General features: G+C 68.6%; 14 protein-coding genes. 8 read left to right on the top strand and 6 right to left on the bottom strand.

Annotated features, from left to right (window positions below; translation table 11 throughout):
• Positions 1 to 3 precede the first annotated feature (3 nt).
• The 5 genes from ML01_RS18200 (at position 4) to ML01_RS18180 (ending at position 5,913) form a co-directional block, all read left to right on the top strand.
• Complete coding sequence (locus ML01_RS18200; RefSeq protein WP_058556816.1) at positions 4 to 375, top strand: hypothetical protein; 372 nt, start codon at positions 4 to 6, stop codon at positions 373 to 375.
• Between the two features lie 101 nt (positions 376 to 476).
• Positions 477 to 1,748 carry an efflux RND transporter periplasmic adaptor subunit gene (locus tag ML01_RS18195; protein WP_058556849.1) on the top strand — a complete coding sequence of 424 codons (1,272 nt, stop codon included), beginning with the start codon at positions 477 to 479 and terminating at the stop codon, positions 1,746 to 1,748.
• Between the two features lie 68 nt (positions 1,749 to 1,816).
• Positions 1,817 to 2,095: a type II toxin-antitoxin system prevent-host-death family antitoxin gene (locus ML01_RS18190; RefSeq protein ID WP_058556815.1), complete on the top strand. Its 279-nt coding sequence runs from the start codon at positions 1,817 to 1,819 to the stop codon at positions 2,093 to 2,095.
• Positions 2,082 to 2,498, top strand: a complete 417-nt coding sequence (locus tag ML01_RS18185) for a putative toxin-antitoxin system toxin component, PIN family (protein ID WP_058556814.1) — start codon at positions 2,082 to 2,084, stop codon at positions 2,496 to 2,498. The genes ML01_RS18190 and ML01_RS18185 overlap by 14 nt, the downstream gene beginning before the upstream one ends.
• A 19-nt stretch (positions 2,499 to 2,517) precedes the next feature.
• A complete protein-coding gene (locus tag ML01_RS18180; protein WP_058556813.1) occupies positions 2,518 to 5,913 on the top strand; it encodes an efflux RND transporter permease subunit in 3,396 nt (1,131 codons plus the stop codon).
• Between the two features lie 170 nt (positions 5,914 to 6,083).
• Here ML01_RS18180 and ML01_RS18175 read toward each other — a convergent pair whose 3' ends face one another.
• The 3 genes from ML01_RS18175 to ML01_RS18165 all read right to left on the bottom strand — a co-directional run bounded on the left by ML01_RS18175 (position 6,084) and on the right by ML01_RS18165 (position 12,181).
• The gene (locus tag ML01_RS18175) at positions 6,084 to 6,869 is read right to left on the bottom strand and encodes a hypothetical protein (RefSeq protein ID WP_216819222.1); all 786 of its coding nucleotides are present in this window, start codon (positions 6,867 to 6,869) and stop codon (positions 6,084 to 6,086) included.
• A 63-nt stretch (positions 6,870 to 6,932) separates the two neighbouring features.
• Positions 6,933 to 10,847, bottom strand: a complete 3,915-nt coding sequence (locus ML01_RS18170; protein WP_058556811.1) for an efflux RND transporter permease subunit — start codon at positions 10,845 to 10,847, stop codon at positions 6,933 to 6,935.
• A 158-nt stretch (positions 10,848 to 11,005) separates the two neighbouring features.
• Complete coding sequence (locus tag ML01_RS18165; RefSeq protein ID WP_254045305.1) at positions 11,006 to 12,181, bottom strand: efflux RND transporter periplasmic adaptor subunit; 1,176 nt, start codon at positions 12,179 to 12,181, stop codon at positions 11,006 to 11,008.
• Between the two features lie 647 nt (positions 12,182 to 12,828).
• Between ML01_RS18165 and ML01_RS18160 the strand changes: the two genes are divergently transcribed.
• Entirely contained in the window at positions 12,829 to 14,283 is a 1,455-nt protein-coding gene (locus tag ML01_RS18160; RefSeq protein ID WP_058556810.1) for a dynamin family protein, read from the top strand.
• Between the two features lie 26 nt (positions 14,284 to 14,309).
• Positions 14,310 to 15,236 carry an ROK family protein gene (locus ML01_RS18155; protein WP_058556809.1) on the top strand — a complete coding sequence of 309 codons (927 nt, stop codon included), beginning with the start codon at positions 14,310 to 14,312 and terminating at the stop codon, positions 15,234 to 15,236.
• 199 nt (positions 15,237 to 15,435) lie between these two features.
• On the opposite strand, the gene ML01_RS18150 is transcribed toward ML01_RS18155, so the two are convergent.
• The 3 genes from ML01_RS18150 to nagZ form a co-directional block, all read right to left on the bottom strand.
• The gene (locus ML01_RS18150) at positions 15,436 to 18,717 is read right to left on the bottom strand and encodes a hybrid sensor histidine kinase/response regulator (RefSeq protein WP_162268048.1); all 3,282 of its coding nucleotides are present in this window, start codon (positions 18,715 to 18,717) and stop codon (positions 15,436 to 15,438) included.
• A gap of 36 nt (positions 18,718 to 18,753) precedes the next feature.
• On the bottom strand, positions 18,754 to 19,731 hold the full coding sequence (locus ML01_RS18145) for a diguanylate cyclase domain-containing protein (RefSeq protein WP_058556807.1): 978 nt from the start codon (positions 19,729 to 19,731) through the stop codon (positions 18,754 to 18,756).
• A 179-nt stretch (positions 19,732 to 19,910) separates the two neighbouring features.
• Entirely contained in the window at positions 19,911 to 21,041 is a 1,131-nt protein-coding gene (gene nagZ / locus ML01_RS18140; protein WP_082674414.1) for a beta-N-acetylhexosaminidase, read from the bottom strand.
• A gap of 172 nt (positions 21,042 to 21,213) precedes the next feature.
• Here nagZ and ML01_RS18135 point away from each other — a divergent pair, with 172 nt between their 5' ends.
• Positions 21,214 to 21,894 (top strand): NUDIX domain-containing protein, encoded by a 681-nt coding sequence (locus tag ML01_RS18135; protein ID WP_058556805.1) that lies wholly within the window; start codon positions 21,214 to 21,216, stop codon positions 21,892 to 21,894.
• Positions 21,895 to 21,942: the final 48 nt, after the last annotated feature.

The following is a 21,942-nucleotide window of genomic DNA, read 5'->3' as shown; positions in this document are numbered from 1 at the left end:
CCCATGCCCGACCGTCACCGACACCTCGCTGCCGTGCTCTGCGTGCTGCTGCTGAATCTGCAGCTCTTCGCGGGCAACGTGCTCGGCTGCGTGCATGCGGCGGACGGGACCTCCACCGTGGGCTGCCCGCACATGGCCCTCGCGGCCGGGCCCGATACAATCGGGCACGGCGCTGCCACGGCCGCGTCGGACACGGACGCCTCCTGCCAGAAGTGCAACTTGGGCGTTGTGGCCGCCGGCTGGCACCTAGTCGGCGTCGAGCTGCCGGTGCTTGCCGTGCCACAACCCGACCTGCCGGACGGCAAGATTAGCGTCCACCCCCTGAGCCCCTCTCCGGACTGCCTGCTGCGTCCGCCCCGCTCCCTCTCCGCTTGAGTTGAAAACGTCCGCGGTGGCGCACGCTCGTGCGGCCCGTGGTCTTGGATCTCTGCCGCAGCCGGTCGCCGGTGGCGGTGCAATCGGAGATGAGCATGTCGATGACCCCAAGCCAAGGGCGCCGCCGTGGCGCCGCCTTGACGCTGTGCTTGACGCTCTGCCTGCCGTCCGCGGCGCTGCTGCTGGCCTTGTCCGGCTGCACCGAGACCGATGCGCCGAGCGAAGACCTTGCCGAGGTCCTGGACGACACGGCGCTGGAGCACGCGGCGAAGCACATGGACCCGAGGTACGTCTGCCCGATGCATCCGCAGATCGTCAGGGACGAGCCCGGCGACTGCCCCATTTGCGGCATGGACCTGGTGGCCAGGCGGCTGGACCCGATGGCGGGCAAGCGGCCCGAGGTGGCGCTGACGCCGGCCGTGATCCAGACGCTCGGCGTGCGCACGGCGAAGGCCGAGCGCGGCACGCTGTGGAAATACATCAAGACCGTCGGGCGCATCGAGTACGACGAGACTCGGCTCGCGCACGTGCACCCGCGCGCGGCCGGCTGGATCGAGACCCTGGACCTGCGCGCCGAGGGCGAGCCGGTGAAAAGCGGCCAGCGCTTGGCCGAGCTCTATGCGCCGCAGATCCTGTCCGCGCAGGTGGACTTCCTGCTGGCGCAGGATCGCACGGGCGGCCAGCGCCGCGTCAGCGAGGACAAGGCGCGGAACATTCTCAGGCTCTTGGACGTGCCGGACGACATCATCCGCGAGATCGAGCAGACCGGCGAGCCGCGCAACCGCATCCCGATCCGCGCCCCCATCGACGGCATCGTGACGCAGATGACGGCCCGCGACGGCATGTACGTGACCGAGGCGAGCGAGCTGTTCAGCATCGCGGACCTAAGCCGCGTCTGGGTGATGGTGGACATCTACGAGCAGCAGATCGACTGGCTGAGCGAGGGCCTGAGCGCCGAGATGACCGTACCCGCCCGCCCGGGCCGAACCTGGGAGGGCAAGGTGGATTACCTCTATCCCGAGCTCGACCCGACGACGCGCACGCTCAAGGTGCGGCTCGTGTTCGACAACCCGGGCCTCGCGCTCAAGCCCAACATGTTCGCCGACGTGGTCATCTACGGCGGGCCGAAGCGCGACGTGCTGAAGGTGCCGGCGGAGGCCGTCATCGTCACCGGCGAGCGCGAGAGCGTCGTGCTGGCGCAGGGCGACGGCCGCTTCCAGCCCGTCGATGTCGCAATCGGCATGCAGCGCGGCGGCGAGGTGGAGATTCTCTCCGGCCTCGAGGCCGGCGATGAAGTGGTGGTGTCCGGGCAGTTCCTGATCGATTCGGAGTCGAATCTTCAGGCGAGCTTCATGCGGATGGGGGAGCCGTAGCCCGCGCAGGGCACAAGCCCTGTCTAATCGACTAAATTAGCCAAAACACCCAAGTCGAGGAGAAATCCATGGTCACTGTCACGTCGGCCGAGGCCCAGAACCGCTTCGGGGAGCTCATTGACCGCGCCCAACGCGAGCCGGTGGAGGTGACGCGCCGCGGTCGCACCGTCGCCTATGTCGTGTCCGAGGCGGACATGCAGGAGCTGATGTCGTTGCGTCGGCGACGCGAGGACGCGACACGCTGGTACGCGCGCTACCGCCGTAATGTCGCCGAGCAGGCGCCGGCGGAGGCTGCCCCGACACTGACGGACGCCGATGTGGTCGGGCTCGTGCATGAGCTTCGCTAGGCGAGTCGTCATCGATACGGGCGTGCTCGTGAGTGCAGCCATCCGCCCGGAGTCCGTGCCGGCGCTGGCTTTCGAGAGGGCGCTGCTGCAATTCGATGTCTGCGCGTCGGACGAGACGCTGGCAGAGCTCGAAACGGTGCTCATGCGCCCGAAGTTCGAGCGCTACGCACCCGCGCCGCTGCGCCCTGCGTTCGTCGACGGGTTCCGGGAACAGGTGACGCTTGTGACCGTCACCTCGAGCGTCACGGACTGCGCCGATCCAAAGGACAACAAGTTCCTGGCCCTTGCCGAGGCCGCCGGCGCGGAGCTGATCGTCGCCAGCGATCCGCACCTGACCAGTCTGCACCCCTGGCGCGGCATCCCCATCCTGCCGCCGGCAGCCTTCCTGGTCGGCATCCGATAACACGAATCGCCCCCTGCTCATGTCCCACGTCATCCTCTGGTCCATCAAGAACCGCTTCCTGGTGCTGATCGCGGCGGTGCTGCTCACCGGCTGGGGCATCGTGGCGTTAAAGCAGACGCCGCTCGATGCGATCCCGGACCTGTCCGATGTGCAGGTCATCATCAAGACCGGCTTTCCGGGGCAGTCGCCGCGCGTGGTCGAGGAGCAGGTGACCTACCCCATCACCACCACGATGCTGTCGGTGCCGGGTGCGCAGGCCGTGCGCGGCTACAGCTTCTTCGGCGACTCCTACGTCTACGTCATCTTCGAGGACGGCACGGACCTGTATTGGGCGCGCTCGCGGGTGCTGGAGTACCTGAACCAGGCGGCATCGGACCTGCCCGAGGGCGTGCAGCCGCGCATCGGGCCGGACGCGACCGGCGTCGGCTGGGTCTACAGCTACGCGCTGGTGGACCGCGCCGGCACGCACGATCTGGCGCAGCTCACCAGCCTGCAGAACTGGTTTCTGAAGTTCGAGCTGCAGACCGTGCCCGGGGTGTCGGAGGTCGCCACGGTCGGCGGCATGGTGCGCCAGTACCAGATCGTCGCCGACCCCGAGAAGCTCCGCGCCTACGGCATCCCGCTGGAGCGGCTGATCAGCGCGGTGCAGGACGCGAACCGCGAGGTCGGCGGCTCCGTGCTGGAGCTGGCGGAGGCCGAGTACATGGTCCGCACCCGCGGCTATCTGACGTCCGTCGAGGACATCGAGCTGATCCCTGTGCACACGACGCCGAACGGTACGCCGGTGCTGCTGCGCGACATCGCACGGGTGCAGATCGGCCCGGAGATGCGCCGCGGCATCGGGGACTTGGACGGCGAGGGCGAGATCACCGGCGGCATCATCGTGATGCGCGCGGGCGAGAACGCGCTCGCGACCATCGAGGCGGTGAAGCAGCGCCTGGAGGAGCTGAAGCCCGGCCTGCCCGCTGGCGTGGAGATCGTCGAGACCTATGACCGCTCCGAGCTGATCTTGGACAGCGTGAATAACCTCAAGACGAAGATCATCGAAGAGCTGATCGTCGTCGTGCTGGCGTGCCTGGCGTTTCTGTTTCATCTGCGCTCGTCGCTGGTGGTGGTGGTGAGCCTGCCGCTCGCCATTCTGGTCGCGTTCATCGTCATGCAGGCGCAGGGCATCAACGCGAACATCATGTCCTTGGGCGGCATCGCCATCGCCATCGGCGCGGGGCTGGATGCGGCCATTGTCATGATCGAGAACGCACACAAGCACCTGGAGCGTTATGAGGCGAAGCATGGGCGGCAGCCCAAGGGCGAAGAGCACTGGCGGGTCATCGCGGAGGCCGCGGTGGAGGTGGGGCCCGCGCTCTTCTTCACGCTCCTCATTATCACGCTGAGCTTCCTGCCGGTGTTCGCGCTGCAGGCGCAGGAGGGCCGGCTGTTCAGCCCGCTCGCCTATACCAAGACCTATGCGATGGCCGCGGCCGCGGGCCTCGCCGTGACGCTGGTGCCGGTGCTGATGGGTTATCTGGTGCGCGGGCGCATCGCGAACGAGCACAAGAACCCGTTGAACGCGCTGCTCATGTGGCTCTACCGACCGGCCCTGCGGCTGGTGCTGCGGCTGCCGCGCACGACCATCGTGCTGTCGCTCGTGGTGATGCTGAGCATGCTGGTGCCGCTGGCGGGCGTCGGCGGGCTGCTGGCGCCGCTGAAGTGGCCGTTTCAAGGGGCGTCGGCGGTCACCTCGATGATCGCTGGCGCCGACGAAGCCGCGGCACGGGATGCGGGCAGCAAGCGGCACGGCGCCGTGCAGGTCATCGAGGGCTGGCAGACGGCGCTGAACGACGCCTGGCGCGAGACCTTCCGCGGCGTGCCGGTACTTGCCGACTGGTACCGGGGCTTGGGCTCCGAGTTCATGCCGGACCTCTACGAGGGCGACCTGATGTACATGCCGACGACGCTGCCGGGGCTCTCCATCGGCAAGGCGCAGGAGCTGTTGCAGCAGACCGACCGGCTCATCGCGAGCCTGCCGGAGGTCGAGCGCGTGTTCGGCAAGATCGGCCGCGCCGACACGGCGACCGACCCGGCGCCGCTGACCATGATCGAGACGGTGATCCAGCTCAAGCCGCCATCGCAATGGCGCGAGGGCATGACGCTGGACCAGCTCATCGACGAGTTGGACGCGACCGTGGACATCCCCGGCGTCACCAACGCCTGGGTCATGCCCATCAAGACCCGCATCGATATGCTCGCCACCGGCATCAAGACCCCGGTGGGCGTGAAGATCGCGGGGCCGGACTTGGAGGTCATCGAGCGCATCGGCCGCGACGTGGAACGGGCCGTGCTCGGCGTGGAGGGCACCGCGTCGGCCTTCTCCGAGCGCGTGGCCGGCGGGCGCTACGTGGAGATCCGCCCGGACCGGGTCGCGGCGGCGCGCGTCGGGCTCAACGTCAGCGACATCAACCGGCTGGTGGCCGCAGCGATCGGCGGCATCAACGTGAGCCGCACCGTGGAGGGGCTGGAGCGCTATCCGATCAACATCCGCTTCCCGCGCGAGCAGCGCGACGACGTGCAAGAACTCCGCGAGCTGCCCATCGTGACGCCCACCGGCGCCCAGGTGCCGCTGGGCCAGGTGGCGGAGGTGGTCATTGTCGATGGCGCGCCGATGCTGAAAAGCGAGAACGCGCGCCTGAACGGCTGGACCTTCGTGGACATCCGCGGACGCGATCTCGGCAGTTGGATCGGCGAGGCGCGCGAGGTGGTGCGCGAGCAGGTGGCGCTGCCGGCGGGCTATTCGCTGACCTGGTCGGGCCAGTACGAGTACATGGCCCGCGCCCAGGCGCGGCTGAACCAGGTGGTCCCGCTGACGCTCGCGATCATCTTCATCCTGCTGTACATGACCTTCCGCAGCGGCACCGAGGCGCTGTTGGTGCTGCTGTCCCTGCCCTTCGCGCTGGTGGGCGGGTTCTGGCTGATCTATCTGTTGGGCTACAACCTGTCCGTGGCGGTCGCCGTCGGCTTCATCGCGCTCGCCGGGGTCGCCGCCGAGTTCGGCGTCGTGATGCTGGTGTATCTGGACAACGCGCTCAAGCAGTGGCAGGCGGAAGGCCGCCTCAACAGCCGTGACGACGTCAAGGCCGCCATCGAAGAAGGCGCGGTGCTGCGCATCCGACCGAAGGCGATGACGGTGGCGACGATCTTCGCGGGGCTGCTGCCGATCATGCTGCTCGGCGGCGTCGGCTCGGAGGTGATGCGGCCCATCGCGGCGCCGATGATCGGCGGCATGATCACGGCGCCGCTGCTCAGCCTGTTCGTGATCCCGGCCATCTACGTGCTGTGGCGGGGGGCCAGCGCCGAGCGGGCGGCGCCGGTCGAGGACGCGGCGGCGCCGATGGGCAGCGAGCCCGACTTGAGCGGCTAGCGAGGCGGAGCTTCCCAAAGGACCGAGGGCCGAGGCGCGCTCTCTTGGCTCTTCGCTCTTCGCTCTTCGCTCTTCGCTCTTGGCCCCACGCCTGGTGCCAAGGCGGAGCCGCAGCAGCGGTTCCGGCGGGTCTGTCGACGGCGTCGGGCCAGCGCCCGTCGGCGCGGGGATCAGCGCCCGCTGCGGTAGTAGCGCCGGTAAAAATCGTCGCCGTGCGGCGGCTCGTAGCCGAAGGCGGTGCCGCGGTCGTCGCGGCCGTCATTGCTGCGCGGGCGATAATCGCGGTCGCGGTAGGGGTCCGCGAAGCGGGCATCGTCGTCCGGGCCGTGCAGGCGCTCGCGCTCCTTCTTGGTCAACGGGCGAAAGCGCAGATCCGAGCCGGCGCTGCCGACGCCGCGCTCCAAGTCCGGATCATCGCGAAAGCGGTAGCGCGGACGCTCCTGCGGCGCCCGCCAAGGGCTCCGCTGCGCCGGGGCGTAGCCGTCGCGCGGATCTTGCCGGGGGGCGTAGCGCGCGTCGCGCTCCGGGCGGATCGGCTCCTGCGCCCAGTCCGGGGCGCCATAGCCGTTCGGCGAGATGGGCTCGGGCTCCTCCGGCTCCACCGCACGCGGCTCGGGGCGGCGGTAGTCGCTCCAATCGTCGTAGCCGCCGTCGCCGGGCCGGGCGTAGCTGTCGGCACCCGACTGCCAACTGCCCGGGTAGCGGGAGCCGGACTGGCCATCGCCGTAGCCGTCGCTGCCGTAGCCGCCGGCACCGTACTCGCCGGGGGGGGTGCGCTGTTCTTGGGAGTAGCCACTGCCCTGGTTATACCAACCCGGGTTCGGCGCACCATAGAGATCGTCCGCCGTCAGCGGGCTGGCCAGGAAAGCGGCCGGGGCGAAGCAAAAGGCCAGAACCGAGATTCTCAACATGTGCACCACCGGCGTCAGCATCGTCCTATCTTGGAGTGTCCGCATCAGGCGGTCTCAACCATCAGTCTAGCCCTATGGACGCACCTTGGCCGCCGCGTTGCCGGGTAGTCACTCAAAATCGCCGCCTTCATCTTCGGTCTTGAGCCGGATGCCCCGCCGCGACGCCTTTTTCTGGACCTTCGCGGCCTGCGGCTCGGCCTTGCTCGGGGCGGCCTTCTTCTTCGCGGCGGCAGGCTTGCGCGCCGGCGCCTTCTTCGCGGCGGGCTTGGCCGGCGCGGCGGGCGTCGCGGCGGGCCTGCTTGGCGCCGCCTCCGGCGCTGCTGCAGGCTCGGGCGCAACGGCTGTCGACTTGGCCTTGGCCTTCGGCTCGGGCGCAACGGCCGTCGCCTTGGCCTTGGCCGCAGGGCGCGCCGCCTCGGCAGCGGCACCGGCACCGCTGCGCAATGCGTTTGGAACAGCACCCGCCGCCGCGTCGCCCGCCTGCGACTTCGCGCGCGCCCGGAGCTTGGACCGAATCGCGTCATACAGCAGCAGGAGCGGCCCGCGCACCAGATAGAACAACATCATCATTGCGCCGCCAAGCTTCGAGAGCAGTGACGGTGCCGCCTCCTGCGGCGCCCGGCGCGGCGCCGGTGACTCGCTCACAAGGGGCTCGCCGAGCAGCTCCTCCGCGCAGGGCACCGTGGTGCCGGGCGGCGCACTGGCGACGGCGACCTCGCATAGGTCACGGCTCGCGGCGACGCAGCCGAGCGGGATCACGATCAGCGTCAGGATCGTAGACACGAGCACGCCGGACGACAGCGAGATCGCCATGCCTTGGAAGATCGGGTCCGTGAAAATGACGCTTGAGCCGGCCACCAGCGCCAACGCGGTGATAACGATGGGACGGGTTCGTGTCTTGCAGGCGCGGATCACGGCCTCGGCCACCGGCACGCCCTTCTGCACCTCGTGGATCGAGAAGTCCACGAGCAGGATGGAGTTGCGCACGATGATGCCGGCGAGCGCGATCCAGCCGATCATGGAGGTCGCCGTGAACTCGCCGCCCATGCCAAGCTCGAACATCAGCCAGTGCGCCGGGATGATGCCGAGCAAGGTCAGCGGGATCGGCGCCATGATCACCAGCGGGATGCGGAAGTTGCCAAACTCCCACACCACCAGGATGTAGATCAGCACCAGCGCCACGCCGAAGGCGGCACCCATGTCGCGGAAGGTCTCGTAGGTGACCGTCCACTCGCCGGTCCACTCGAAGCCCGACACCTGGTCGGTCGGCGGTGGGCCGAGCCAGAACGCCTGCGGCTTGGTGCCGTCAGGGGCGACGTAGCCCATCTCGTCCAGGCGGTTCTGCACCTGGAGCATCGCGTACACCGGCGCTGCCAAATCGCCGCCGACATCGGCGACGACGTACTCCACCGCGCGCAGGTCCTTGCGGTAGATGATGTGGTCCTCGGGCACGCGCTCGAAGCGTCCGAGCTCGCGTAGCGGCACCGTGAAGCCGGCGGTGGAGCGGATGGGCAGGTCGCCCAGGGTGTCGATCTGCGAGCGCTCCGCCAGCGGCACCTGCAGCATGATGTTGACCGGCTCATGCCCGGAGCGGATCTTCACGTCCCCCAGCGCCGCGCCGCCCAAGGCCATGGAGAGGTTCTGGTTAATGGCGTCCACTGAGATGCCACGGCGCACGGCCTTCTCGGTGTCGACCTCAAAGCGCCAGTAGTCGAAGGCGTCGCGGATGTAGTTGTCCACGTCCCGCGTGCTTTCGGCCTGCGCGAAGATGTCGGTGAGGTCGCGGGCGAAGTCGCGCCGCGCATCCGCGGACGGCCCGTGCACCTCGGCCACCACGGATTGCAGCACCGGCGGCCCCGGCGGCATCTCGACGACGGCCATACTCGCACCGGCCTCGTCGGCCAGGGGTTTCAGCATGTCGCGCGCCTCCACGGCGATCTCGTGGCTGGAGCGCTTGCGCTTTTTCTTGTTCTTGAGCTGTACCTGGATCTCGCTCTGCCAAGGCTTGTCGCGCAGATAGTAGTGGCGGACCATGCCGTTGAAGTCGAAGGGGCGCGCCGTGCCGGCATAGAGCTGCATGGCCGTGACCTCGGGCATCGCGCGCAGCTTGTCGGCCATGCGGTGGGCCAGGTTCGCCGTCACCGGCAGCGCGGTGCCCTCGGGCATGTCCAGCACCACCGAGAACTCCGGCTTGTTGTCCAGCGGCAGCATCTTCACCGGCACCCACTTAAAGTAGAAGAACGAGAGGGTGAACAGAAAGGTGCCCCAGAGCACGAGCTTGAAGATCAGCCGCGTGCGCTTGTTCTCGATCAGCGGGGTCAGGATCGCGACATAGAGGCGCTCCAGCCCCTCCGCCTCGCGATGCTCGCGCTTCTCGGCGACCTCCAGATAGCGCATGGAGGGTCGCAGCCACTTGGAGATGGCGAGATAGGGCGTGAAGACGAAGGCCGCAAACAGCGAGATCAGCATCGCCACGGAGCCGAGCGCCGGGATCGGCTCCATGTACGGCCCCATCATCCCGCTGACGAAGCCCATGGGCAGCAGCGCGGCGATGACGGTGAAGGTGGCAAGGATGGTCGGGTTACCCACCTCGCGCACGGCATCGACGGCGGTGTGATCATCCGTGCGGCCCTCTTCGAGCCAGCGCCGGTAGATGTTCTCGACAACGACAATGGCGTCGTCCACTAGGATGCCGATGGAGAAAATCAGCGCGAACAGGCTCACACGATCGATCGTGTAGTTCGTGATCCAGGCCATGAAGATCGTCATCAACAGCACCACCGGGATCACCAGCAGCACCACGATGGCGGGCTTCAACGCGCGGAACGCGATCAGCACCAGCAGGAACACGAAGAAGGTCGCGATGAAGAGCTTCTTGATCAGGTCCGTGACCTTCTCGTCCGCCGTCTCACCGTAGTTGCGGGTGACGCTGACCTCGACGTTGTTCGGGATGCGCCCGCCCTTGAGCTCCTTCACCTTGTCCATGATGGCGTTGGCGACGGTGACGCCATTCGTCAGCGGCTTTTTTGCGATGGCGATGGTCACAGCCGGGACGCCGTCGGCCTTGATCCCTTCCGGTGCCGCGGGCCCGGTATAGAAGGCGACCAGTTGCGTGGCGTCCTCCGGGGCGCGGCGCACTTGGGCCAAGTCGTGGACGTAGACTGGTATCTCGTTGAAGGTGCCCACCACCAGCCGCGAGATCTCGTCCGCGCTCTTCAGGAAGGAGCCGGTGGTGACGGAGAAGTGCGCGCCACTGGACTCGACACCACCGGCGGTGGCCTCGGCGTTCGCGGTGCGGATGGTATTGGCGACATCGCCAAGGCTGATGCGATAGCCAGAGAGGCGCTCCGGATAGGCATCGACGGTGATCTGCTCGCGGCGACCACCGACGATGAAGGCGTTGCCGGTGTCCGGGACCTCCTTCAACACCTGCAACACGTCCTGCGCCAGCAGGCGCAACTGGCCGTCGTCCACATCCGGGCGGCCGTCGCCGTCCACGTCCTTCGACCAGATGGTCAGCGTCACGATGGGCACGTCGTCGATGCCCTTGCTCTTCACCAGCGGCGGCAGGACGCCGGGCGGGATCTTGTCCATGTTGGACGCGAGCTTGTCGTTTACCTTGACCAGCGACGGACCCATGTCCTCGCCCACCTCGAACTGGACGGTGACGATGCCCTGCCCGCGCTCGGCGGCGGAGTAGACGTGGTCGACGCCCGGGATCTCGCTGATCATGCGCTCCAGCGGCTGCATCGCGAGATTGCTCACCTGCTCGGCCGAGGCGCCCGGATATTGCACCATGATGTCGATCATAGGCACCGAGATCTGCGGGTCTTCCTGGCGCGGCGTCGCGATGAGACCGAGCAGACCCATCATCAGCATCGCCACGTAGAACAGCGGCGACAGCGGCGAGCGGATGAAAAACCGCGCCGTGCGGCCGGCGAGGCCCAGGTTCTCTTCGTCGTAGGGCGGCTGGTGCTGCGGTGCGGTCCCTGAATTGGCGCGGATGCTGTCGTCCTGGCTCATGAGTGGATTCAAGACCTGGTGTGGGGGCAATTCGAGGCCGGGGTCTCGCCGGCGTCACCGGCACGCACCGGTGCGCGACGGCGGACCCGCTTGCAGCTAGGTTGCGGGAAGGCCTGATGATCGGCGCGCGAGGGCTCCCGCGAGCGGCACCGCGGTACTCAGCGGCCGACGCCTCCACTGCGCGACCAGCCGCTCGCGACCCCGGCGCCGGGGTTCTCCAAAATGCGCTCGCCCGGGCGCAGCCCGCTCAGCACGGTCACCTTCCCGTCCGGGCGCGGCTCGCCGACGCGGATCAGACGCAGCTCCGGGTTGCCCTCGTCGTTTAGCACATAGACGCCGGGGAGGCTGCCGTTGAAGCGGATCGCCGAGCGCGGCACCACCGGATTGACGCGGGCCGGGGCGTTGAAGTCCGGCACCAGCACCTTAGCGTACATGCCAGGTTCCGACACCCCCTGCGGCAGGTCGAACTTGACCTTGACGGTGTGTCGTTGCGGGTCGGCCATCGGGAAGATCTGCGCCACCCGCACCGGTACGCCGGCATCGTCCGAGGTCGCATCGCCGGTGGGCACGTCGAGCTCGGCGCGCAGCATGGCGCCCTCGCGCAGCCCCGGACGCAGCCGCGCCGGCACATCCACCTCCACCTGCAGGTACTCGACATCGGCGTAGTTCAAGAGGGGCTGGCCCGGCTGCACCGTATCGCCCACCTCAACGAACTTGCGGACCACGACCCCATCGAACAAAGCAACGGCGCGCGCGTCTCTGAGCTTCGAGTCGAGCGCGCGCAGGTCCGCCTGCAGGGCCATGATGGCGTTCTGCGCCTCTTGGATCTGGGTGCCGGACGCGAACAGGTCCGCGGACATCTCCGCGGTTTGGTCGCGGTCGCCGATGAAGTCTTCCATCGGCCGCGTGAAGAACTGATCGAAGAGGTTCGGCATGCCCATGCCGCCCGGCGACGAGCGTGCCCGCGGCGAATACAGCTCGCGCGAGTACTGCACGCCAGCGTTGCGGAGCTTGGCGTCCGCCGTCGCGATCTGCGCGACCAGCGCCTCGCGCTTGGCGCGCAGCTCGCTGTCGTCGAGGGCGACCAGGGTATCCCCTTTCTTGAAGGCGTCGCCTTCAATGCCGGCGAGATACTTGACGCGGCCGGGCAGTTGCGCAGCGAGCGTGACCTCCTTATACGGAATCACCGTGCCGCCGACCGATACCGTCGGCAACCCTTCTGCCTGCTGGACGAGATAGACGTTGTCCGCGGACTGCGCGGCAATCGGCGCCGCCGCAGGCAGCAGCAGACAAGCGGTCATCAGCCGGGCGACGACGAAGGAGCATTTACCCATGTGTGCGGGTTCCTGAAGACAGCAAGATTGTGGTTTAAGCGGGGTGCGGCGCGTCATGCAACGCTTGACCCAGGGTCCAACGCCAAGCCGGCGGCCCGGTCGCGGCCGCCCCGGCTCCCGTCAGCAACGCCAGTGCCGGCGGCGATATTGGGTCAGGTGCCATCAGGCCCCTTTTTTTGCGAGCGCGCCGGCCGCCGGTAGCCAGCACTTGCAGTGCTCGGGTTGAACTGTAGGAGACGCGGCCTCAACTGACCCCGCGTCGGCGATGCACGATCTGCTTCCGGCCAGCCACCGCGCAGTCGGTAAGTATCACGGAATCGCTTGGCGACTTCAAGCAAGGACGCCACTAACCCGATCCAAATCAAGCCTTTGGCCACATTCCGCCTGTTTCTGCGGAAGTCGGCGCGGCGCGCCTCGCGCTACGGCCGCAAGCGCTTGGCGGCGCGGCGAAAAGCCGCACGGACCAAGCCGCCGAAGCGAGGTCCAAATGCGCCAGGGTATGCTGTTGCGGACGTGGCAAACCGTTTAGTATCCGGCGCCATCGGCCCCGCCGCCCGCCACGCCGTGCTTGCGGTTGCCCGTCCGGCGACGGTCAGCCACCAGGCCCCAGCATCCCACACAATCCACACCGAGAGGAGACCTGGCCCATGCCTTCCGCGGCAGGACCCGAAACCGTGCAGCAACGCCTGAGCGACCTGGAGGCGCACCTCGAGCAGGAGAACCCGATCCTGCTGAGCGCGGTGCAGAGCTTCCGCGCTCTGGACCGCGTCGCCTACGACCTGCACCTGCTGCCCGAGAACCAGTCCTTCGCGAGCCGGGTGCCCTGGTGGCCCCTGATCTCGGTGCTGGGCACCTTTTCGGCCGGCAAGTCCACGTTCATCAACGACTTCCTGGGCCATCAGATCCAGCGCACCGGCAACCAAGCGGTGGACGATCGCTTCACGGTCATCGTCTACAGCCCAGAATCCCACTCCCGCGCGTTGCCGGGTATCGCCCTCGATTCGGACCCGCGCTTCCCTTTCTACCAGATGTCGCGGCAGATCGAGCGTGTTGCCGGTGGCGAAGGCAAGCGTATCGATGCCTATCTGCAGCTCAAGACGTGCCGCAGCGATCGGTTGCGGGGCAAGATCGTCATCGACTCCCCGGGATTCGACGCCGACGCCCAGCGCGATGCCATCCTGAGCCTCACCGACCACATGATCTCCTTGTCGGATCTGGTGCTGGTGCTGTTCGACGCCCGCCACCCGGAGCCCGGGGCGATGCGCGACACCTTGCAGCACCTGGTGGTGGAGACCAAAGGCCGGGCGGATTCGAGCAAGTTCCTGTTCATCCTGAATCAGCTCGATACCTCGGCAAAAGAAGACAACCCCGAGGACGTCGTCGCCGCCTGGCTGCGCGCCCTCGGCGAGGTGGGCATGACCACTGGGCGCTTCTTCACCGTCTTCAGCCCGAGTGCGCCGCCCATCGCCGATGAGACGCGCCGCAAGCGCTTCGAGGCCAAGCGTGACGCGGACGTTGCAGAAATCTACATGCGCATGGACCAAGTCGAGGTCGAGCGCGCCTACCGCATCGTCGCCTCCCTGCGCGGCGTCGCGACCGAGCTCGCCGATGAGTCCGTGCCGCTCCTGACGCAGGCCGTGCGCAAGTGGCGCGCGCGGACGCTGCTGCTCGATGGCGTGGTGCTGCTGCTCGCGGGCGGCGTATTTCTCGGCGTCAGCATCCCAGCCGGCGATTGGCAGGGCCTGGCCTACCAGCCTGCCTGGCTCGCATGGCTGGAAAGCCAAGGCATGGAGCGCGCCGCACGCTGGGCCCAGTTCCTGGCCCTGTTCCTTGCGTTCATGGCCCACCTCGCGATGCGCAACCTGAGCGCCATGACGGTCCGCGGCTGGCTCCGGCGGCAACTGAAAGGCAAGGACCTGCCGGGCGACGTGCTCGCCGCCTTCGCTGCCAACACCAAGCGCTGGGGTCGCGAGCTGATCGGCTGGCCCGTGGGCCTCACCTCCTCGTCCGAAAGCCGCTTCGCACAGGTGCTGCATGACTGCGAGACCTTTGTGCAGACGCTGAATGAGCGCTTCACGAACCCGAAGGGCCTGAAGGACTGACGGGCGATGCCCGCGGCGCCGGCGGCGTGAGCACAGCGGACGCCAAGCACCGCGGTCGCATCGGCATCGACCTCGGCGGTACCAAGATCGAGGGCGCCGTGCTGCAACCGGACGGCAGCCTCGCGCACCGCCGCCGCGTGCCGACCCCGCGCGATGACTACGACGCGACGCTGGCCGCCATCGGCCGGCTGGTCCCTTGGCTCGCGGCGCAGACCCCTTGCCTTGACACGCTCGGCATCGGCACACCGGGGGCCATCTCGCCCTTCGACGGCCGGCTGCGCAATGCGAATTCCGTCTGGCTCAACGGCCGCACGCTGGAGGCCGACCTCGCCGCCCTGCTGCAACGCCCGGTGCAGAGCGCCAACGACGCCGATTGCTTTGCGCTCTCGGAGGCCACCGACGGCGCCGCCGCTGGCGCCGCCAGCGTGTTCGGCGTCATCATCGGCACGGGCACCGGCGGCGGCATCGTCGTGCACGGGCGGCTCCAGCAGGGTCCCAATGCCATCGCCGGCGAGTGGGGCCACAACCCGCTGCCCTGGCCCGCGCCCGACGAGCTGCCCGGTCCCGCCTGCTGGTGCGGGCGCCGCGGCTGCATCGAGACCTTCTGCTCCGGGCCGGGGCTGGCGGCGGACTTCGCGGCCGCGAGCGGGCGCCGGCTCGACGCCGTCGCCATCGCCGCCGCGGCGGCCGGTGGCGATGCCGACGCCGAGGCGGCCCTGCAACGCCATGAAGACCGGCTCGCGCGCGCACTCGCGTCCGTCGTCAACCTGCTGGACCCGGAGGTCATCGTGCTCGGCGGCGGGCTGTCACAGATCGAGCGTCTGTACGCCAGTCTGCCGGCACTGGTGCGCCGGCACATCTTCTCCGACGGGCTCGCGACCCGCATCGTCGCGCCCCGCTTCGGCGACAGCAGCGGCGTGCGCGGGGCTGCGATGCTTTGGGGAAGGGGCTAGGGGCTAGGGGCTAGGGCGGCGGCGCATCAGACCGACGAGCCGTGCTCATCGCTATCGAAATCGGTATCGAGATCGAAATCGAACCGAGTGGCGACCGATCCCGATTTCGATTTCGACGCACTTTAGCGCCCCAACGCCCCGTTCAAAACTTGGGCTACCTCGTCCCTCGGCCTTCGCGCGCAACCCACGCGCCAAGGCTTCACGAGCCGGCCGCGAGGCGCGCGCGGGCTGCCGCCAGGGCCGCGCCGGCGGCGGCGAACTCCAGCCGCTCGACGTGCCGGCCCACCGGTGTCAGCGCCTGCAGCAGCGCCGCTGCCGTCGGGTGCGCGCCCAGGTCCGTGCGCAGCGCGTCATAGGCCTCGCGGGCGCGGAGGTTATTGCAGGCCAAGAGCTCGGCGAGCTCGTCGCAGCGCCGACGCCACTGCGGATCATCGTCGAACCGCTTGCTTACGACTGCGGTGGGCGTCCAACTGCCGACGGGCGCGGGCCAAGGTGGGTGCGTCGTGCCATCGTCCTCCGCAAGCGCATCGGTCTCGGCCAGCGCGAGGTCAAGCGCCCGCCGCAGCGCATCCATCTGCCGTTGCAACCCCTCGCCCGGCGGCGCCCCGGCGGCACCAAGGGCCAGCTCCAGATCGCGCGCGGCATAGCCCACCGCGTCGAACCCCAGATTCAGCGCAACGCCCGCGATGGCATGCGCCTGCTGCATCGCCGCGGCGGCGTCATCGATCGCGAGCGCGGCCCGCAGGGCGTCCAGCTCCGCCTCGGCGCCGCCGGCGAACCGCCGCCGTAACCGCCGACGCAGCGTCTGATCGTCATCGCTCGCGGCCGCATCGGCGCACTCGGCGCACTCGGCGCACGCCGCCACGGCCGCACGCGGGTCGCCCCGGCGCCAGCGCGCCAGGACCCGGTAGAGCGCCCTTGCGTCCACCGGCTTGACCAGGTGCTCGTCCATGCCCGCGGCTAGGCTCTTGGCCTGCTCCTCCGCCATCGCGTGCGCGGACATGGCGATGATCGGCAGCCCGCTAAGGCCGAGCTCGGTGCGGATGCGCCGCGTGGCCTCGTAGCCGTCCATCTCCGGCATCTGCAGGTCCATGAGCACCGCGTCGAAGCTACCGGGCGGCGCCGCACGCAGTTGCGCCAGCGCCGCCCGGCCGTCCACCGCCAGCACCGCCTCGGCACCGACCTGTTCGAGCAGCGCCGCCATCAACTCCTGGTTCAGCCTCTGATCCTCCGCCACCAACACACGCATGCCCAAGAGCGCCGCCGCCGGCGCGGGCTCGGCTTCGCCGCCGTCCTCCCGCGCACGCAGGGCCGCAAGGTCCGCCGCGCTCGCCGGCGGCAAGCTCAACCGCAGGCTGAAGCGGCTCCCCTGCCCCGGCGTACTCTCAACGCCGATGTCGCCCCCCATCTGCTGCGCAAGCTTGCGGCTGATGGCGAGCCCGAGTCCCGTGCCGCCGAAACGCCGCGTGATGGAGGCATCGGCCTGCGTAAAGGGCTGAAACAGCCGCTGGATCTGCTCGCGGCTGATGCCGATGCCCGTGTCGGCCACGGCCAGGCTGATCCGCACCTGCTCGTCCGGGCCAGGCTCGCAACGGGCGCTCAGCACCACACGACCTCGCTCCGTAAACTTCACCGCGTTGGTCAACAGGTTGGCGAGCACCTGCCGCAGGCGGGCGGGATCGCCCACCGCGACGCAACCGATCGCTTCTGCATGCTCCAAATCCAGCGCCAGGCCCTTGTTGCCAGCCGCCACGCTGACCAGCTCAAGCGCCGATTCCACGACCCGGTCCACCCGAAACGCCTCGCGTTGCAGCTCCAGCCGGCCGCTCTCCACCTTGGACAAATCGAGGATGTCGTTGATCAGATCAAGCAGGACCCGGGCCGCACCCTCGATCTTGCGCAGATAGTCCCGCTGGCGGCGGGCCAGCGGCGTCGCCGCCAACAGATGCAGAAAGCCGATCACCGCGTTCATGGGCGTGCCGATCTCGTGGCTCATGTTGGCCAGGAACTCCGACTTGGCGCGATTGGCCGCCTCCGCCTTGAGCTCCGCCCGGCGGCGAACCACCGCCTCGGCACGCAGTTGCTCGTTGGACGCACGCAGCTCCGCCAAGCCCGCCGCGACCCGCGACTCCAGCTCCTCATTGAGGGTGTTGAGCTTGCGATTGGAGCGCTCCAGCTCCGCGGAATAGCGCGCGTGCACGTCGCGCTTTTCCTCCTGCAGCAGATAGAAGCGGTCGGAAATGGCGAAGGCGAGGATGATGGCATCCCAGGCGGAGCCGAACTGCGTCGCCCAGGTGGTGAAGAAGGTCACCGGCAACAGCCCGAAGCTGGTCATGCCGAAGATTATCATCATGACCAAGGAGACGCCCCAAGCGGCCGTGTAATAGTGCGCCGGGCGATAACCACGCACACTCGCGGTGACGCCTGCGACGATGAACACGATCAACGTGAAGGTGAGGCCTACCGAGAAGCGGATGGCCCAGTCGTAGGGGGCGAACAGCGCCAGCAGCATGCCCGCCACGCCAAGCCAGCGCAGCCATCCTAGTACCTGATGCAAGCGCGGCGTCTGCGCGGCGGTGTCGAGGATGGAGCGGGTAAAGAGCACCCCGAAAAAATAGGCCACGCAGAGAAAGAACGGCAGATTGACGTTGCCCCACCAGGGGGCATGCGGCCAGAAGAACTGAAAGGAAATGCCGTTCAATGCCAATTGAAACAGCGCATAGGCGCTGATAAAGAAGACGTAATACAGCGCGTTGCGGTCACGCAGCCGCCAGAAGTGATACAAATTGTAGACGATGAGCATCGCCAGCGCGCCGTAATAGATCGCGAGCAGGCTGTACTCCACGGTGAGCTGGTGAAACAGCGCCCGCTCGGCGAGCACCTCCATGGACAGGTTCATGGAGCCGGCGGTGGCGATGCGCAGATAGACTGTGATCGGCTCGCCGGGGCTGATATCCAGCGGGAAGATGAACTTGCGCGCCTCCACCAGACGCGTGTCGAAGCGGGTGCGGTCGCCTGTCTCGTGGATGCGCACGCCGTTCGGCTCCAGGATGTGCACCGTCACCGAATCGAGCAGCGGATGGTTTACCTGCAGATAGTAGAGCCCGCCTTCGGACAGCAGGTTGTCGATGACCAGCCGCACCCAGATCGGCGTGGGCTCGAAGCCAAGGTTCACCCCGCGCTGGCCGAGGGGACGGAGCTCGCCGGCGAAGTCGTCCGCAAGGATGTCGTCGATGCAGAGCGCACCGCTCGGGTCGACGAGCAGGCCCAGATGATCCGTGGCGCCATAGCGGTCCTCTTCCGCCACGAGCACCAGGTCCGGGACGGGCTCAGCCGCCGCGGCGCCGGCGGCGAGCACCAGCCACAGCGCAAGCAGCAGCAGCAGTGCCCGCGGCGCCGCCGCCACGCCAGCATCGGCGGCACGGCAGGCGCCCGGCGGATGCCCGCCAGTGCGCTCAGGCGCGGCGGCAGAACGGCGCATCGGTGCCATGGCCGGCGACGCCCTGGCGCTCCTCGCTCAGGCGAGCAAATCCGACCAAGACGAGATCCAAAGCTGGTTGTGCCCCGCTCGCTGCGCCTTGGCGAGCAGCCGCTCCGCCTCCTCGGCGAGGCGCTCGGCGCTCGGCGGCGCGGCGCCAGGGGCCGCCGCGGCACCCTCCAGGGTGATGCCGGAGATGCTCGCCGTGAGCGGAAGGCGCGACGGACCGTCGCCGAAGACAGGCGCGAGCCCCGCCACCCGGTTAAGCAGATCGCGCGCGAGGTCCTCGGCTTGTGGCCGGTCCGTATCCGGGCACACCAGCCCAAAAACCGCCGCCGCGTAGCGCGCGCCGAAGTCGAGCGCGCGCGCGGAGCGGCGCCGCAGCAGCCGCGCCAGTTGCTGCAGGCACCGATCCCCGGCGCGATAACCTACGCTGTCGTTGAAGGCGCGGAAGTCATCCAGACCCAGCAGCATCAGGGTCAGCGGCGCCGCATCCACGCGGGTGCGCTGGAGCTCGCGCGCCAGCACCTCGTCAAACGCCGGACGGTTCGGGATGCCGGTCAGCACATCCACGGCGGCCATGGACTTGAGCCGCTCGCGCGCGGCCCTGAGCTCCGAATGCGTGCGCACCCGCGCCTGCACCAGGAGCGGCGTAATGGGCTTGGTGATGTAGTCCACGGCGCCGACCGCGAAGCCCTTGGACTCGTCTTCGACGCCGGTCTTGGCGGTGACGAAGATCACCGGGATCTCTGCCAGCGCGGGATCGAGCTTGAGCAGCCGACAGACCTCGTAGCCGTCCACCTCCGGCATCATGATATCGAGCAGGATCAGCTCCACCCGCTGGGTCACCGCGATGCGGATCGCCTCTTCGCCCGAGGTGGCGAAGAACACCTCGCAGGTCGCCTGCAGCGCCGCCGCGAGCACCTCGATGTTCTCCGGCATGTCGTCGACGACCAGAACCCGCGCCCGCGCAGGCGCGTCGGTCTCAGCGTCCGCTGTCGCCTCGCTCTCCGCCATGCCGCGTACCTCCCGGAAGTGGAACTGGGCTCAGTCCGTTACCGCACAAAGTCGACTGCATCATGGTGCTCGCAGGCGGTCGTTGCCGTCATCGCCTGCACCCGATTGCGATGCACGGGAACGATCCGACCAGCTCCCAGCGCAAGCGTCGGCCGGCGGCGGAGCCGCCGGTGCGAGGGTCAGCCGGCGGCCTGCTGCGCCGCGGCGAGCTCCGCGACGAGGGCCTGATGCGCAGGCGCGTTGATCCGCTGCGCCAGGGTCTCTGCATCCGGTGCCGCATAGGATCGGAGCATACACTGCTGCTTGGCGGCACGCAGACGCGCGGCGGAGGCCGCCAGCCTGGCGCTGCCGACCTCGCCCGCGGCGATTTGCCCGGCCAGGGTCGTCAGCAGCTCGAGCTGGATCTCGGTCTGCGGATGGCGGCCGTCGAGCCCGCCGCCGCCGCCGATGAAGAGGTCGCAGCCCGCATTCACGGCACGTCGCGTCAGCTCCGCGGCGGGCCAGCGGCCCCAGACACCGCGCATCTCCATGTTGTCCGTAACGATCAGGCCGTCGTAGCCGAGCTCGTCGCGCAGCAGGTCCGTCAAGATCGCGCCGGACAGGGTCGCGGGCCAGTCCGGGTCGAGCGCGGGATAGAGCACATGGGCCGTCATCAGCGCCGCGACGCCCGCGGCCACCGCATCGCGAAAGGGCGGCAGCTCGATGTCCTCCAGCGACTCGCGGTCGCGCGGCACCACCGGCAGATCCAGGTGAGAGTCCGTCGCGGTGTCGCCGTGACCCGGGAAGTGCTTGCCGCAGGCCATGAGCCCGTGGCGCTGATAGCCGTCGATGACCGCCCGCGCCACCGCAGAGACCAGCTCCGGCGTGCCGCCGTAGGCGCGGTCGCCGATGATCGGGTTCGCCGGGTTGCTGTCCACGTCCAGCACCGGCGCATAGTTGAAATTGATGCCGACGGCCGTGAGCTCCGCCGCCGTCACGGCGGCGGCCCGCGCCGCCAGCGCCAGCGAGCCGGTGCGCGCGTACAGCGCCCCGAGCACCCGCGCCGACGGCAGCTCCGTGAAGGGGGCACGCAGCCGTGCCACACGCCCGCCCTCCTGATCCACGCTGATCAGCGGCGGGTCATCGGAGGGATAGAGCCCGTGCAGATCGGCACACAGCCGGGCCAATTGCAGCGGCGTGCCGATGTTGCGCCGAAACAGGATGAAGCCCGCGGGCCGCCAGCGCCGGACGGTCTCCCGCAGGCCCGCGTCCACGGCGGTTCCGTCGAAGCCGAGGATGAACATCCCCCCGGCGAGGTGGTTTGCATGCATGGCGTCGGCCCCGCGGCCGGGCTGTCCGGTGTGCCGGGGATTATAGGCTCCACGGGCCGAGGGCCGAGGGCCGAGGCGGTCCCCTCGGCCCTCGGCCCTGCCTGCACCCCTTGCCGAAGTGTAGCTACTACACTATGTTGCCGGATAACGCACATCATCGAGCGTTCCGCCCATGGCCGCCGACAAGCCATACTGCTACCGCTATCCGCATCCCGCGGTGACCACGGACATCGCCGTGTTCACGATCCGCGACGATGCCTTGCAACTGCTCCTGATCCGCCGCCGGAACCCGCCGTTTGCGGGCGCCTGGGCGCTGCCGGGCGGTTTCGTGGACATCGACGAGGACCTGGACGCCTGCGCCGCCCGCGAGCTGGCCGAAGAGACCGGCGTCGTCGGCGTCTACCTGGAGCAGCTCTACACCTTCGGCACCCCGGGGCGCGACCCGCGCGAGCGCATCATCAGCGTGGCCTACCTCGCAATGGCACCGGCGGCGACGGTTGCGGTGCAGGCCGGCGACGACGCCGCCGACGCCGCCTGGTTCCGGCTCGACGCCCTGCCGCCGCTCGCCTTCGACCATGCTGACATCATCGCCAAGGCGCACCGGCGGCTGGTCGGCAAGCTCGACTATTCCACCATCGCGTTCCAGTTCCTGCCCGAGACCTTCACGCTCGGGGAGCTGCAACGGGTCTACGAGACCCTGGTTGATGCGGAAATCGACAAGCGCAACTTCTATAGGTGGGCACTGGCGCTGGAGCAGATCGAGGCCACCGGCGAGCTTCAACGGCGCGGCAACCATCGCCCCGCCCGGCTCTACCGGCTGACCGACCGCGAGCGCGTCACCTATCTAAAGTAGCCCCAGACACGAGCGGCAACGCCGCCCACGGAGACGATCATGACCACC

It is taken from the genome of Thiohalocapsa sp. ML1 (genome assembly GCF_001469165.1).
Taxonomy (GTDB): domain Bacteria; phylum Pseudomonadota; class Gammaproteobacteria; order Chromatiales; family Chromatiaceae; genus Thiohalocapsa.
Note: the sequence above shows the minus strand (reverse complement) of the source record. Positions and strands in the feature narration are given on the sequence as shown.